At 71.9% G+C, this 12,469-nt stretch carries 12 protein-coding genes; 9 read left to right on the top strand and 3 right to left on the bottom strand.

Going from position 1 to position 12,469, the window contains the following annotated elements; genetic code table 11:
* The first annotated feature begins 122 nt into the window (after positions 1-122).
* Positions 123-1,604 carry an MFS transporter gene (locus EMA17_RS15905; RefSeq protein WP_126637675.1) on the top strand — a complete coding sequence of 494 codons (1,482 nt, stop codon included), beginning with the start codon at positions 123-125 and terminating at the stop codon, positions 1,602-1,604.
* A gap of 316 nt (positions 1,605-1,920) precedes the next feature.
* Positions 1,921-4,071, top strand: a complete 2,151-nt coding sequence (gene helR / locus EMA17_RS15900; RefSeq protein ID WP_126637674.1) for an RNA polymerase recycling motor ATPase HelR — start codon at positions 1,921-1,923, stop codon at positions 4,069-4,071.
* A 57-nt stretch (positions 4,072-4,128) separates the two neighbouring features.
* Here the strand turns inward: helR and EMA17_RS15895 are convergent, their stop codons facing one another.
* The 3 genes from EMA17_RS15895 to EMA17_RS51765 all read right to left on the bottom strand — a co-directional run bounded on the left by EMA17_RS15895 (position 4,129) and on the right by EMA17_RS51765 (position 5,591).
* Complete coding sequence (locus EMA17_RS15895; protein ID WP_126637673.1) at positions 4,129-4,842, bottom strand: hypothetical protein; 714 nt, start codon at positions 4,840-4,842, stop codon at positions 4,129-4,131.
* A gap of 93 nt (positions 4,843-4,935) precedes the next feature.
* Positions 4,936-5,367, bottom strand: a complete 432-nt coding sequence (locus tag EMA17_RS51770) for a TetR/AcrR family transcriptional regulator C-terminal domain-containing protein (protein WP_160161423.1) — start codon at positions 5,365-5,367, stop codon at positions 4,936-4,938.
* Positions 5,331-5,591 carry a hypothetical protein gene (locus EMA17_RS51765; protein ID WP_160161422.1) on the bottom strand — a complete coding sequence of 87 codons (261 nt, stop codon included), beginning with the start codon at positions 5,589-5,591 and terminating at the stop codon, positions 5,331-5,333. Before EMA17_RS51765 ends, EMA17_RS51770 begins: the two co-directional genes overlap by 37 nt.
* 38 nt (positions 5,592-5,629) lie before the next feature.
* Between EMA17_RS51765 and EMA17_RS15885 the strand changes: the two genes are divergently transcribed.
* The 7 genes from EMA17_RS15885 to EMA17_RS15855 all read left to right on the top strand — a co-directional run bounded on the left by EMA17_RS15885 (position 5,630) and on the right by EMA17_RS15855 (position 12,428).
* Positions 5,630-5,962, top strand: coding sequence for an amidohydrolase family protein (locus tag EMA17_RS15885; RefSeq protein WP_126637671.1), 333 nt, complete (start codon positions 5,630-5,632; stop codon positions 5,960-5,962).
* 903 nt (positions 5,963-6,865) lie between these two features.
* Positions 6,866-8,173 (top strand): ATP-binding protein, encoded by a 1,308-nt coding sequence (locus EMA17_RS15880; protein ID WP_246126696.1) that lies wholly within the window; start codon positions 6,866-6,868, stop codon positions 8,171-8,173.
* A complete protein-coding gene (locus EMA17_RS15875) occupies positions 8,170-8,571 on the top strand; it encodes a roadblock/LC7 domain-containing protein (RefSeq protein WP_126637670.1) in 402 nt (133 codons plus the stop codon). The genes EMA17_RS15880 and EMA17_RS15875 overlap by 4 nt, the downstream gene beginning before the upstream one ends.
* On the top strand, positions 8,568-8,936 hold the full coding sequence (locus EMA17_RS15870; protein ID WP_126637669.1) for a DUF742 domain-containing protein: 369 nt from the start codon (positions 8,568-8,570) through the stop codon (positions 8,934-8,936). The genes EMA17_RS15875 and EMA17_RS15870 overlap by 4 nt, the downstream gene beginning before the upstream one ends.
* Positions 8,917-9,525, top strand: a complete 609-nt coding sequence (locus tag EMA17_RS15865; RefSeq protein WP_126637668.1) for a GTP-binding protein — start codon at positions 8,917-8,919, stop codon at positions 9,523-9,525. Before EMA17_RS15870 ends, EMA17_RS15865 begins: the two co-directional genes overlap by 20 nt.
* Positions 9,526-9,689: 164 nt before the next feature.
* The gene (locus tag EMA17_RS15860; protein WP_174861382.1) at positions 9,690-10,919 is read left to right on the top strand and encodes a cytochrome P450; all 1,230 of its coding nucleotides are present in this window, start codon (positions 9,690-9,692) and stop codon (positions 10,917-10,919) included.
* A 255-nt stretch (positions 10,920-11,174) separates the two neighbouring features.
* Positions 11,175-12,428: a cytochrome P450 gene (locus tag EMA17_RS15855; protein ID WP_126637667.1), complete on the top strand. Its 1,254-nt coding sequence runs from the start codon at positions 11,175-11,177 to the stop codon at positions 12,426-12,428.
* Positions 12,429-12,469 lie beyond the last annotated feature (41 nt).

Here is a 12,469-nt window from a genome sequence, read left to right as displayed (position 1 = left end):
TGTCGATGGAATCACGAGCCGAAGCACGGCAAGGGTGGTGCCCACACGGCGCCCCGGACGACGACGACCCGGCGGCCCGCGCGACCCGCGCGACCCGACACCACACCACCCGCAAGGAACCCATGTCCGAGCACCCGACCGCCCCCGGCGGCGACCCCACCATCGCCACCGCCCCGACCACGACCGGCCGGCCGGCCCTCGGTGCGTATCCGTGGCGTTGGACCGCCCTGATCGCGCTGCTCGTGGCCGAGGCGATGAACCTCCTCGACGCCACGATCGTCCAGGTCGCCGGCCCCGTCATCCACGCCGACCTGGGCGGCCCCGCCGCCGCGATCCCCTGGTACGGCGCGGCCTACACGCTCACCTTCGCCCTCGGCCTGCTCACCGCCGCCCGTCTCGGCGACATCGCCGGCCGGCGCCGCGTCTTCCGCGTCGGCGTCACCGCGTTCGCCGCGACCTCCCTGGCCTGCGCGCTCGCCCCGAACGTGGGCGTGCTCATCGGCATGCGCGCGGCGCAGGGCGTGGCCGCCGCGCTGATCGTCCCGCAGACGTTCGGGCTGATCCGCGCCATGTTCGAGGGCGACGAACTCCCCCGGGCGCTGGGCACGATCGGCCCGGTGATGGGTCTGTCCGCGGTGCTCGGCCCGGTGGCGGGCGGCCTGCTCACCCACGCCGACCTGTTCGGCACCTCGTGGCGCGCGGTGTTCGTGGTCAACCTGCCGCTCGCCGCGGCCGTACTGCTGATCGCCCCGCGCCTGCGCGAGGACCGCGCGCCCGTGCGTCCCCGCCTCGATCCGACCGGCACCGCACTGGCCACGATCGGCACCGCGCTGTCGGTCTGCCCGCTCGCCGGCGGCACCGGTGCGCCGAGTGCCGGCGCGTGGGCCGCCGCCGCGCTCGGCGCGCTCGTCCTGGTCGGGTTCGTCGTGCACCAGCGCCGCACGGCCGCCGCCGGTCGCACCCCGCTCGTCGAGCCGTCCCTGCTGCGCGGTCGTGCGTTCCCCGCGGCACTGGCCACCTCCACGCTGTTCTTCGCGGTCGTGAACGGGGTGATGATCACCGTGGTGCTGCACCTGGAACTGGGCCTGGACCGGGGTCCGCTCACCGCCGGCCTCACCCTCCTGCCGTGGTCCGCCGGCCTGGCCGTCGCCTCCTGGGCGGCCGGCGGCGTCCTGGTCCCCCGCTACGGCGGGCGCGTCCTGCACGCCGGCATCGCCACCCTCGCCGTCGGCCTGGTCGCCGCGGTCCTCGCCTACCGTGCCGCGCCCGCCGGCGACTATCCGCGCGGCCTGCCCTTCGCACTGGCCGTGGCCGGCCTCGGCGTGGGCCTGTTCACCCCGCCGTTCTTCACCGCCGCCCTGCGCCGGCTCTCCCCGCAGGAGACCGGCTCGGCGGCCGGCCTCCTCAACGCCGTGCAACAACTCGGCGGCACCCTCGGCGTCGCGATCGTCGGCGGCGTCTACCTGACCGGCGACGCGTCCGGACAATCCGCGTCCGTCGGCGCGCGACACGCCCTGACCGCGGCCGGCGTCCTGCTCCTCGCCGCGGTGCCGGCCGCGTGGGCGATGACGGCGCGCGGCCGGCGGGGCGCGGACACCCGCTGAGACGCCGCGGACAAAAAAACGACGAGGAGAAACCCTCTCCTCGCCACAACCAACATATAGCGCACCGGGGGCCTTGCGGCAAGGCCCCCGGTGTACCGCAGAATCATCGACCTGAGCCGAAGCCCGGCCGGAATCCGCGGAAATGGGTGAGTCGAGAAGTGCGTGTGTTGTTGTCGACGTTCGGGTCGCGCGGGGACGTCGAGCCGATGTCCCGGCCGGGATCGCTCGTCGGTATCCGCGTGAACCTCGCGCGTCCGTCGAGCCGCAACCTGCCACGCACCACGGTCGCCCGGCGACCCCGGATCGGAGCCATGCCGTGAACCCCGTCACCACCAGCGCGTTCGACCTCCCCGACCGCCTCGCCGCCAAGGCCGACCCGGCGCTGATCGCCGACGACGAGCGGCACTTCGCGGCCATCGCGACCTGCCTGGACGAGCAGATCGCCGAGTTGTCCGACCGGCTCGACACCGAGCGCAGGTCGCCGGGCGGCCGGGGCCGGGGGGCGATGGACCGCGACATCGAGATCCACCGACTGACCACGCGCCTGCGCGCCCTGCGCCGCTTCGGCCTGGATCTGTGCCTGGGACACATGGTCGACGCGGCCGGCGAGACCGTGTACGTCGGACGCCTGGGCCTGACCGACGACACGGGCCGCCGACTGCTGATCGACTGGCGCACCCCCGCCGCCGAACCCTTCTTCGGCGCCACCCACGCCAACCCGATGGGGCTGGCCAGTCGCCGCCGCTACCGCTGGGTCCGGGGCCGGATCGGCGACTACTGGGACGAGGTGTTCACCACCGACGGCATCGTCGGCCACGCCGCGCTCGACGACCAGTCCGCCTTCATCGCGAGCCTCGGCGGCAACCGCTCGCCCCGGATGCGCGACGTCCTGGGCACCATCCAGGCCGACCAGGACGCGATCATCCGCGCGGGCTCCGCCGGCGCCCTCGTCGTCGACGGCGGCCCGGGGACCGGCAAGACCGTCGTCGCCCTGCACCGCTCCGCCTACCTGCTGTACGCCGACCCGCGCCTGGGCCACCGCCGGGGCAACGTACTGTTCGTCGGCCCGCACCAGCCCTACCTGAACTACGTCGCCGACGTCCTGCCCGGTCTCGGCGAGGAGGGCGTACAGACCTGCACGCTGCGCGACCTGCTCCCCGAGGGGGCCGGCGCGACCGTCGAGGCCGATCCCGAGGTGGCCGCCCTCAAGGCGTCGGCGCGGCTCGTGCGGGCGATCGAGAAGGCCGTCGCGTTCTACGAGGAGCCGCCCACCAAGGGCATGACGGTCACGACGCACTGGTCCGACATCCGGCTGACCGTCGCCGACTGGGCCGAGGCGTTCGAGGCCGCCGAACCCGGGATCTCGCACAACGACGCCCGGGACCGGATCTGGGAGGAACTGCTCACGATCCTGGTCGACAAGCACGACGACGACGAGGCCTCGCCGGAGCTGCTGCGCCGGTCCCTGCGACGGAACCGGGAACTGCTCGCCGCCTTCAACCGCGCCTGGCCGCTGCTCGAAGCGACCGACGTGGTCGGCGACCTGTGGACGGTACCCGCGTATCTGCGCATGTGCGCCCCCTGGCTCGACGCGGACGACGTACGGAGGTTGCGGCGCGAGGAAGCCGACGCCTGGACGGTGTCCGACCTGCCGCTCCTGGACGCGGCACGGCTGCGGCTCGGCGACCCCGAGGCGTCCCGACGCATGCGTCGGCAGCGGGCCGCCCTCGCGGCCCAACGCGAGAACATGTCGCAGGTCGTCGACGCCCTGGTGGCCGCCGACGACGACGGCGAGGGGGTGGTCACGATGTTGCGCGGCGAGGACCTGCGCACCTCCCTGGTCGACGAGTCCGCCGCCCGGCCGGGCCTCGAACCCGACCTGCTCGCCGGTCCGTTCGCGCACATCGTCGTGGACGAGGCGCAGGAGTTGACCGACGCGGAGTGGCAGATGTTGCTGCTGCGCTGCCCGTCCCGGAGCTTCACCATCGTCGGCGACCGCGCCCAGGCCAGGCACGGTTTCACCGAGTCGTGGCGGGAGCGGCTGGAGCGGGTCGGTCTGGACCGGATCACCATGGCGTCGCTGAGCATCAACTACCGCACGCCCGAGGAGATCATGACGGAGGCCGAGCCGGTCATCCGGGCCGTGCTCCCGGACGCCAACGTGCCCACGTCCATCCGCGGCAGCGGCATCCCGGTCGGGTACGGCTCCACGTCGGAGCTGACCACGATCCTCGACGACTGGCTCGCCGCGCACGACGAGGGCATCGCCTGCGTGATCGGCGATCCCACGTTCCGCTCGACGCCCCGCGTGCACTCGCTGACCCCGGAGTTGTCGAAGGGCCTCGAATTCGACCTGGTCGTGCTGATCGACCCGGAAACCTTCGGCGGCGGCATCGAGGGCGCGGTCGACCGCTACGTCGCCATGACGAGGGCGACCCGCCGTCTCGTCATCCTCACCGGCGACTGAGCCTCCCTCGTGGGGCGGGCCCGGCCGGGCCCGCCCCACGCATGTCCGGACACCGAACTACAGCCGCCACCACCAGGCTTCGAGATCCTCGTCGTCGGCGTGCTCGACGGGCACCGCGTACGGGGATCGTCGGGCGATCGGCAGGGCGTCGGTGCGGCGGACCACGGCGCGCAGGTCCCGGACGGCGGGCATCTCGGCGAGTTCGTCGACGTCGAACGGGCAGCCCGCGGGGCCGCCGACGAGGGTGGCGCAGCCGAACGCGTACCACATGCCGACGAGTTCGGCGTCCTGCTCCCGCTCGGCGGCCACCGCGATCTCGCGGACCACGTCGATCGGCTGCACGCGGCGCGGCGGCACGGCGTCGGGGCCGCGCAGTTCGCCGGCGTCGACCATGCGCCGCCACAGCGCGGTGCCGGTGTCGCAGTAGAGGAACGGCGGGTCGACGTAGCCGTCTTCCAGCCACGACTCGTAGCCGTCGAAGTCGGGGGCGTCCTCGTCGAAGGTACGCAGTCCGGTGAACCCGGTCAGTGCCTCGAAGCGTTCGGGTCGCGCGGCGTGATCCGGGTGCCGGTCGAGCGGGAAGCGGTACGTGTGCCCGCGACGCAGCAGGATGTCCAGCACGCGGAAGTGCGTGAACGAGCAGTCGTATCCGTTCTGGAATCCGTACAGCGCCGCGAACCAGTCCCGAACGCGCGGATCGCCGGGTGCGGTGTGCGTGTCCAGGACCCGAATCGAATCCGCGACCAGGTCCTCGATCTCGTGCTCGGACACCGGCGTCTCCGTCCCTCGTCGTCCCGTGTCGATCGCGACGCCCGACTGTACCGATCCGGGGTGTCGGTCGGGGTCGGGCCGGGTCGAGCGGGATCAGGGGGAGGCGGCGGCGATCAGTGCGGCGACGCCGTCGAGGTGGGTACGCAGTCCGAATTCGAAGAGTTCGTCGAGGTCGGCGAGGGTCTTGGCCTGCTCCGGGATGGCCGCGGCCGGCGTGTCGAGGCGGCCGGACGCGAAGATCTCGGTCATCAGGTCCGGGCTCGCGGCCAGTCGCCGAGCGCCGCTGATCCCGGTGACGTGTTCGGCTTCGACCTCGAAGGCGTTGCTCGCCGCGACGCCGCCGACGTAGCCGTCGAGGGCGATCACCGTGTGCAGCGCGGTTCGGGGCGAGAGGCCGAGGCCGGCGAGCGCGCACAACTGCCGGTCGACGTGCGACATTCCGCTGGGTACGGCGGGTGGGCGGACGAGCGAGTCGAGCATGGTCGTGGTCAGCCACGGGTGCCTCCGGTAGGCCCGCCACTGCACGCGGGCGCACAACTCCACAGCGACATGGCGCCGACGCCCAACTCGCCGGCCAGTCGACGCATGGTCAGGGCGGTACGCCCCTCCCGGTCGGCGATGTCGATCGCGACGGCGATCGGCCGGTCCAACGCCGGCACCGTGTCGGCGGGTTCCTCGGCCGCCGGGCGTCCGCGCCGACCGCCGGGCCGTTCGTTCACCAGCGTGCCGCTGCCGGGTACGGAACGCACCCAGCCCTCCTGCCGCCACCGACACCGGAAACCCCTACCTGGTCCCGGGGTTCGCGCTGCATCGGGAACTGGAACTGCTCGTCGTCTGTGGCCTGTCCCCGCTCCGGGCGCTTCAGGCGGCCACCCGCGAACCGGCCGCCCTGCTCGGGGCGGGCTCGACCCCGGGCACGATCGAGCCGGGCAGACTCGCCGACCTGGTCGTGCTCGACGCCGACCCGCTGCGCGACATCCGCAACACGACGGCCATCCACGCCGTGGTGCTCGACGGCCGGCTGATCGACGGCGCCGAGGTGGCACACGCCGCGTCGACCACGCCCCCGCCCGCCCCGGGAGCGCCGCCGGTCGCGGGCTGCGGCCGCGGCACGCACTGAACACGTTCGTCTCGCGCGACCGCCGGCGGCGCGATGAGGCATCGCGGATCCGGCCGCGACGCCGAAGTCCAGGGCCGAACGCCCCTGCCTCCCGCCCCGCACCGGGAGCAGAGTCGGAACCGCCCGGCCGCACCACCCATCGCCCGGGTCCCGGCCGGGCCCTCGACCCCGCACCCCTGACCGACCCCACCCGACACCGAACACGCGAACGACCCGAACCACAATTCCCCCGCCGAACACGCCTCCAGGCCGAAATCCCCGCGCCGGCCGGCGCGGAAGTCCGGCCGGATTCGGTGTGGGGCGGGGCCGCGTCGTGGTCGGGTCGTTCGCCGGTGGGGCGGGGGATTCCGTCGAGGTGTTGTGGAGGGGAGGCTGACGATGCGTGAACATCCTCACAACAGATTGTCGTCCTGGGTTCGGGAAGTCGCCCTCCGTGTGCGTCGAGGGGTCGGATCGTGTCGGACCGATGGCCGCGACGCGCCCGGGAAACGGGGGGCGCAATGGTCGGCATGCCCCGAATGACCCATGCATTCCGGCCAATTCCCCCGCCCGTCCGGCCGGCTCCGGGAATTCGTGTCCCGAACCTTCGGCACGTCGTATTCGGCTGTCATTCATCGACATGACGGACATATCGCCCCATCCCGGGAATGGTCGCCCGCATGCAGTCACGGTGAAAGAAGAAGTGTCGTCGGCCCCCGGAACGGGGAACTCTGCGCCACTACACTCGCTACGCCCCATCGACGAGAGAGCAACGGCGACAGTGAAATGTGCAGCGGGCGGGTCGCACTTATCGCGATGCGCGGGACGCAGACCCGGTGACGTGCCTCGGGCACCCGGTCGACCCCGGATTCCACTCGCTGCGTGCGCCGTTGCCCGCCTGATAGCGCGACGAGGACCGTGGGAATGAATTTTGTACAGGACCCCGCACTCTGGTACGGGGTGGCCGGCACCTGTGCCGCGGCCGTTTACGTGGCCCGCAGCCGAATAACCGTCAGGGACCTGAGGGAGAGGAATCGCCTGCTGGCCGAGGACGTGCGCATGCGTGACGAGGAGATCGACAACGTCGTCCGCGTGCTGCTGCCGGCCCTGATCGAGACCGGGGACCGGATCCGTGGATCCCTCCTCCGCCACGAGCAGTTGCGTGGAACCCCCTACGCGCAGGGGATCGAGACGGTCGTGGGGATGTTCACCACCGCCATCGAGGACGCCCGCGACCGCGCCGACCACTCGGCCAAGAACGCGCTCAAGGCCGCCATGCGCACCCTCCAGGCGCTGGCCGGCGAGCAGCAGGTCGCCATCTCCGACATGCAGAACAACTACGTCGACGCGCAATTGCTCCAGGACCTCCTGGCGATCGACCACATGAACTCGCAGTTCGGTCGCCGCGCCCAGGTCATCGCCGCGCTCTGCGGCGGCTGGACCGGACGCCAGCGCGCCGCCGCACCGCTGTACGACGTCATGCGCGGCGCCAAGGGCCGCATCCGCGACTACCTGCGGGTGGAGATCCGGATGCAGTCCAACGTCGCGGTGATCGGCCGCGCAGTCGAGCCGGTCGCCCTCGCGGTGGCCGAACTCCTGGACAACGCCGCCAGTTACTCCCCGCCGCACACCACCGTCGAGATCAACTTCCAGACCGTGCCCAACGGGGTGTGCGTGATGGTCGACGACGCGGGTGTGGGTATGCACGAGGAGGCCCGACAGAGCGCGGCGCGCTTCCTCGGCGCCACCGAACCCGTCGGCATCACGCGGCTGGGACACCCGCCCCAGTTCGGCTTCCCCGTCATCGGCATGCTCGCCGCCCAGTACGGTTTCACCGTTTCGGTGGACACCCGGTCGCCCTACGGCGGCATGCGCGCGGTGGTGATGTTGCCCTCCGAACTGCTGACCACCGCCGTCGACGCCGATCCCACCCCGGCCGCCGCACCCCGGCGTGTGGCCCGCGTGTCGCGCGCCTCCGCCGACGTCGAGCCGGCCGCGGCCGTACCCGCCGCCGCGTCCGCCCCCACCGGAGGAGCCGCCGCCTTGGACGGGGAACTGCCCCAGCGCCGCCGCCGGGCCCCACGACCGGTCGAGCACGCACAGGCGACGGCGCCGACCGAGAACCCCGACCGTTCGGACGCGGAGACCGCGGGGCTGATGGGCGCGTTCCTGCGCGGAACCCGCTCCGGCCGCGTCCCCGAGACAGACGACAAAGGGCAAGAAAGCCGATGAGCAACGACCTGGCCTGGATTCTCAACGACGCCCTCAAGGTCCCGGAGGCTCGGCACGCCATCCTGTTGTCCGCGGACGGAATATTGCGCGCGCATTCCGACGGGATATCCCGGGACGAGGCGGACCGCCAGGCGGCGGCACTGTCCGGACTGCAATCGATCAGCCGGAGCACGGCGGAGTTCATCGGCGATTCCGAGTCGCCCTGGCGGCAGACGCTCGTCGAGTTCGGCAACGGATTCATTTTCCTGGTGGCGGCGGGCCCCGGCGCCTATCTGGCTGTATCTGCCACGCAGAACGTGGACATGGAGATCATCACGTTCCGCATGCAGCAGCTCGTGCGCCAACTAGGAAAGGAATTGACCAGCCCGCCCCGACGGAATGCGGACCATTCGGTATGACCGACGACCCCACGGCGAAATCCGACGCCGCCGACTTAGTACGCCCCTACGTCATCACCCGAGGCCGCGGTCACCCGACACGTGCGGGTCTGGACCTGGTCAGCCTGGTGATCGCGCTGCCCGGCGACGAGTCCCCGCACATCCTCGACCCCGAGAGCACCCGCCTGCTCGCCCTGTGCCGCGGCGGGATCCTGTCCGTCGCCGAGGTCGCCGGACACCTGGCCCTGCCCATCGGCGTGGTCAAGGTGCTGCTGTCCGACCTCATGGACACCGGCCTGGTCGCCACCCGTCGACCCATCCCCGCCGCCGAACTCCCCAAGACCCAACTCCTGCAGGAGGTGCTGGATGGCCTTGCCCGTCTCTGACGGCGCCGCCGCGGACGTGTACCTGGCCGACTCCGTCAAGATCGCGGCGAAGATCCTGATCGTGGGGCACTTCGCCGTCGGCAAGACCACCTTCGTCGGCACCATGTCCGAGATCCGTCCCCTCAGCACCGAGGAGACGATGACGCAGGCCGGCGCGCACGTCGACGATCTGACGGGCGCGGGACGCAAGACCACCACCACGGTCGCCCTCGACTTCGGCCGCCTCACCCTCAGCGACCGACTCGTGCTCTACCTGTTCGGCACCCCCGGGCAACAGCGCTTCGCCCAGGTGTGGAAGGACATGACCGTCGGCGCACTCGGCGCGCTGGTCCTGATCGACCCCCAGCGCTTCGACCAATCCTTCGACGTCATCGGCCTGTTGGAGGAGTACGACGTGCCCTACGCCGTCGCCGTCAACCGGTTCGACGGCTCCGTCGAACATCCCCTGGAGAAGCTGCGCGCGGCGCTCGACCTGCTGCCGGACACGCCGCTGGTCACCTGCGACGCCCGCGACCGCGCCTCCTCGACCGAGGCCCTGATGGCCCTCGTCCGCTACCTCCAGCTCCGGGCATCCAAGGAACTCGCGTGAACACTGGGAACACCGGCCCCCTCGATCGATCGGCCCCCTCCCCCGGCGCACACGCCGGCCCGCCCCCCGGCTGCCCCGCGCACGCCGGCGGGGCCCTTCCCCTGTACGACAAGACGTTCTCCGCCGACCCGCGCGCCGCGTACGAACACCTGCGCCGCCAGGGCGTGGCCGCGCCGGTGGAACTGGCGCCCGGGGTGGACGCGATGCTGGTCACCGACCACGCCGCCGCGCTGCGCGTACTGCACTCCCCCGAACTGTTCGCCAAGGACCCCCGCCGCTGGCTCGCGCTGGCCGACGGGACCGTCCCCGCCGACAGTCCGGTCGTGCCGATGATGATGTATCGGCCCAACGCCCTGTTCTCCGACGGCGCCGAACACCTGCGGCTGCGCCAGGCGGTCACCGACAGCCTCGACCGGATCGACCCGTACCAGCTGCGCCGCTTCGTCGAACGCAGCTCCGACTACCTCGTCGACCAGTGGGCGGGCACCGGCCGCGTCGATCTGCTGAACCACTACGCGAAGACGCTGCCGCTCCTGGTGTTCAGCGAACTCTTCGGCAGTCCACCCGAGTTGGGCGACCGTCTGGTCGCGGGCATCGCGGGCATCTTCGACGCGGTGGGCGACGCGGAGGCGGCCAACACGATGTTGACCGGCGCCCTCGTCGAACTCGTCGCGCTCAAGCGCGAACAGCCCGGCTCCGACGTCACCTCGTGGTTGATGGCCCACCCGAACCGGCTCACCGACGAGGAGATGATCCATCAACTCGTCATGCTGATGAGCGCGGGCACCGAACCGCAACGCAACCTCATCGCCAACGGGTTGCGGCTGATCCTGTCCGACGAACGGTTCTCGGCCAGCCTGTTCGGCGGCGGCGCCTCCGTCGAGGACGCGCTCGACGAGGTGTTGTGGACCGACCCGCCGATGGCGAACTACGCCGTGCACTATCCGGTGCGGGACGTGGACATGTCGGGCGTGGTCCTGCCGCGCGGCACCCCGGTGGTGATCAGCTTCGCCGCCACCAACAGCGACCCCGCCCTGATCGCGCAGGGCCGCCGGCCGAGCAACCGCTCGCACCTGGCCTGGAGCGCGGGACCGCACGCCTGCCCGGCCAAGGACTCCGCCTGGCTGATCGCCACCGCCGCGATCGAAAAGCTGCTCAACCGCCTACCGGACCTGGAACTCGCGGTCCCGGTAGCCGAGTTGGACTGGCGACCCGGCCCGTTCAACCGGGCGTTGACCGCGCTGCCCGCCCGTTTCACCCCGATCGCGCCGCGCCCGGCACCCACCGCCGAGCCGGTGCCCGCCCGCCCCGCCACCGCTCCCGAACGCCCGGAATCCGGGGCGCGCAAGGGCGGCGTGTGGAGCTCGTTCCTGAACTGGTGGCGAGGCCAGTAGCCCCATTCCGACCCCGCCGTACCAGGCGGGCGGCACCACCCACCGTCGGTGCCGGCGTCGCGGCCCGGGAGGCGTTCGTTCGCTCCCGGGCCCGACCTCGGCGCACCCGAACGAGGCGGCGGCACACACCCGTGCCGAATGCCCCCCGACAACCGCAGACACCCTTCATCGTCGGCCGCCCCGCCCCGGCGGCCCGATCGATCAACGCTGTGCCGAGTCGTCCGTTGACATCGTGTCGAGTTCGAAGGAGCCGTCGTGCAGTCTTCCGCGTCATCCACCGTCGTCGACAGCAGAAGCGTCGTCACCCTGTTGTCCCGCCTGCGCTCGGTGGCCGGTCAGGCGGATCCCCTGCCGCTGTACGCCGGCTTGCGAGAGCTGGGTGAGGTCGTGCCCGCTCCCTGGGGAGGATACCTCGCGACCGGCCACCGCGCCTGCGACGAGGTGTTGCGCAGCCCCGACTGGCTCGCCCTGGATCACGCGTGGCGCGCCCGCCAGTCCGACGACTCCCGCTGGTCGACCCCCTCCTCGCGCGAACTCGAGCAGACGCTGGTGGCGCTGAATCCGCCCGAGCACACCAGGGTTCGCAGATCGGTGAACACCATCTTCGACCGCGGCACCCTGGAGGCGCTGCGCCCGAAGGTGCGCCGAGTGGCCGACACACTGATCGACACCCTGATCGAGCAGGCCGGGGAAGGGGACGCGGACTTCGCCGAACTCGTCGGCGAGCAACTGCCGGTGGCCACCGTCGGACACTGGCTCGGCGTGCCGCCCGAAGACTTCGACCTGCTCCGCGCGCTCACCCACGCACAGGCGTACGCCCAGGAGTTGCTGCCCGTCAAACGCCAACTCCGGGCCGCCGACGAGGCCATCCGCGGCCTGCGCGAATACTTCACCACCCTGGTCGCACGCCGCCGCGCCGAGCCCGGCGACGACGTGATCTCGGGCTGGCTGCGCGCCTGGGACGCACTGGAGCCGGACCGCGATCTCGCCGACGAACAGGTGTACGCGCTGGCCATGTTCACCGTCATCGCGTCCTTGGAGACCACCTCCACGCTGCTGTCCACGATGGTCTGGACCCTCGACCGGCATCCGGGACAGCGAACCTGGCTGCGTGCCCACCCGATGGCCCTCGCCGACGCCGTGGAGGAGGTCTTCCGCTACGACCCGCCGATCGCCGTGACCACGCGCTACGCGGGTAGGGACCTGGTACTGGCCGGGACTGCGATCGCGCGGGGCGAGGTCGTGCACACGATGCTGGCCTCGGCGAACCACGACCCGTCCCTGACCCCGGACGCACACGCCTTCGACGTCACGCGCCGGGCCCGGCACATCTCCTTCGGCGGCGGCATCCACTATTGCATCGGCGCCGGCCTGGCCCGTCTGGAGGCCGGTCTCCTGCTCGAGGCGATGCTGCGCCGGCTGCCCGCGCTTCGGGTCACCGCGCCGCCGACGTGGGAGCCCCGCCTGGCGTTTCGCCGGATCACCGCGATGCGGGTGAGCGTGCGCTGACCCGCCCCGACGGAGGCCGGTCGCGCCGCGCCGATGCGACC

Source organism: Embleya hyalina (assembly GCF_003967355.1).
Lineage (GTDB): Bacteria > Actinomycetota > Actinomycetes > Streptomycetales > Streptomycetaceae > Embleya > Embleya hyalina.
The sequence above is the reverse complement of the archived record's forward strand: the minus strand, read 5'-3'. Positions and strand labels throughout refer to the sequence as shown.

Bases quoted from the DNA above. Each gene is read 5' to 3' on its own strand.
- EMA17_RS15905 (WP_126637675.1), top strand. From the start codon at position 123: ATGTCCGAGCACCCGACCGCCCCCGGCGGCGACCCCACCATCGCCACC.
- EMA17_RS15880 (WP_246126696.1), top strand. From the start codon at position 6,866: ATGAATTTTGTACAGGACCCCGCACTCTGGTACGGGGTGGCCGGCACC.
- EMA17_RS15875 (WP_126637670.1), top strand. From the start codon at position 8,170: ATGAGCAACGACCTGGCCTGGATTCTCAACGACGCCCTCAAGGTCCCG.
- EMA17_RS15870 (WP_126637669.1), top strand. From the start codon at position 8,568: ATGACCGACGACCCCACGGCGAAATCCGACGCCGCCGACTTAGTACGC.
- EMA17_RS15865 (WP_126637668.1), top strand. From the start codon at position 8,917: ATGGCCTTGCCCGTCTCTGACGGCGCCGCCGCGGACGTGTACCTGGCC.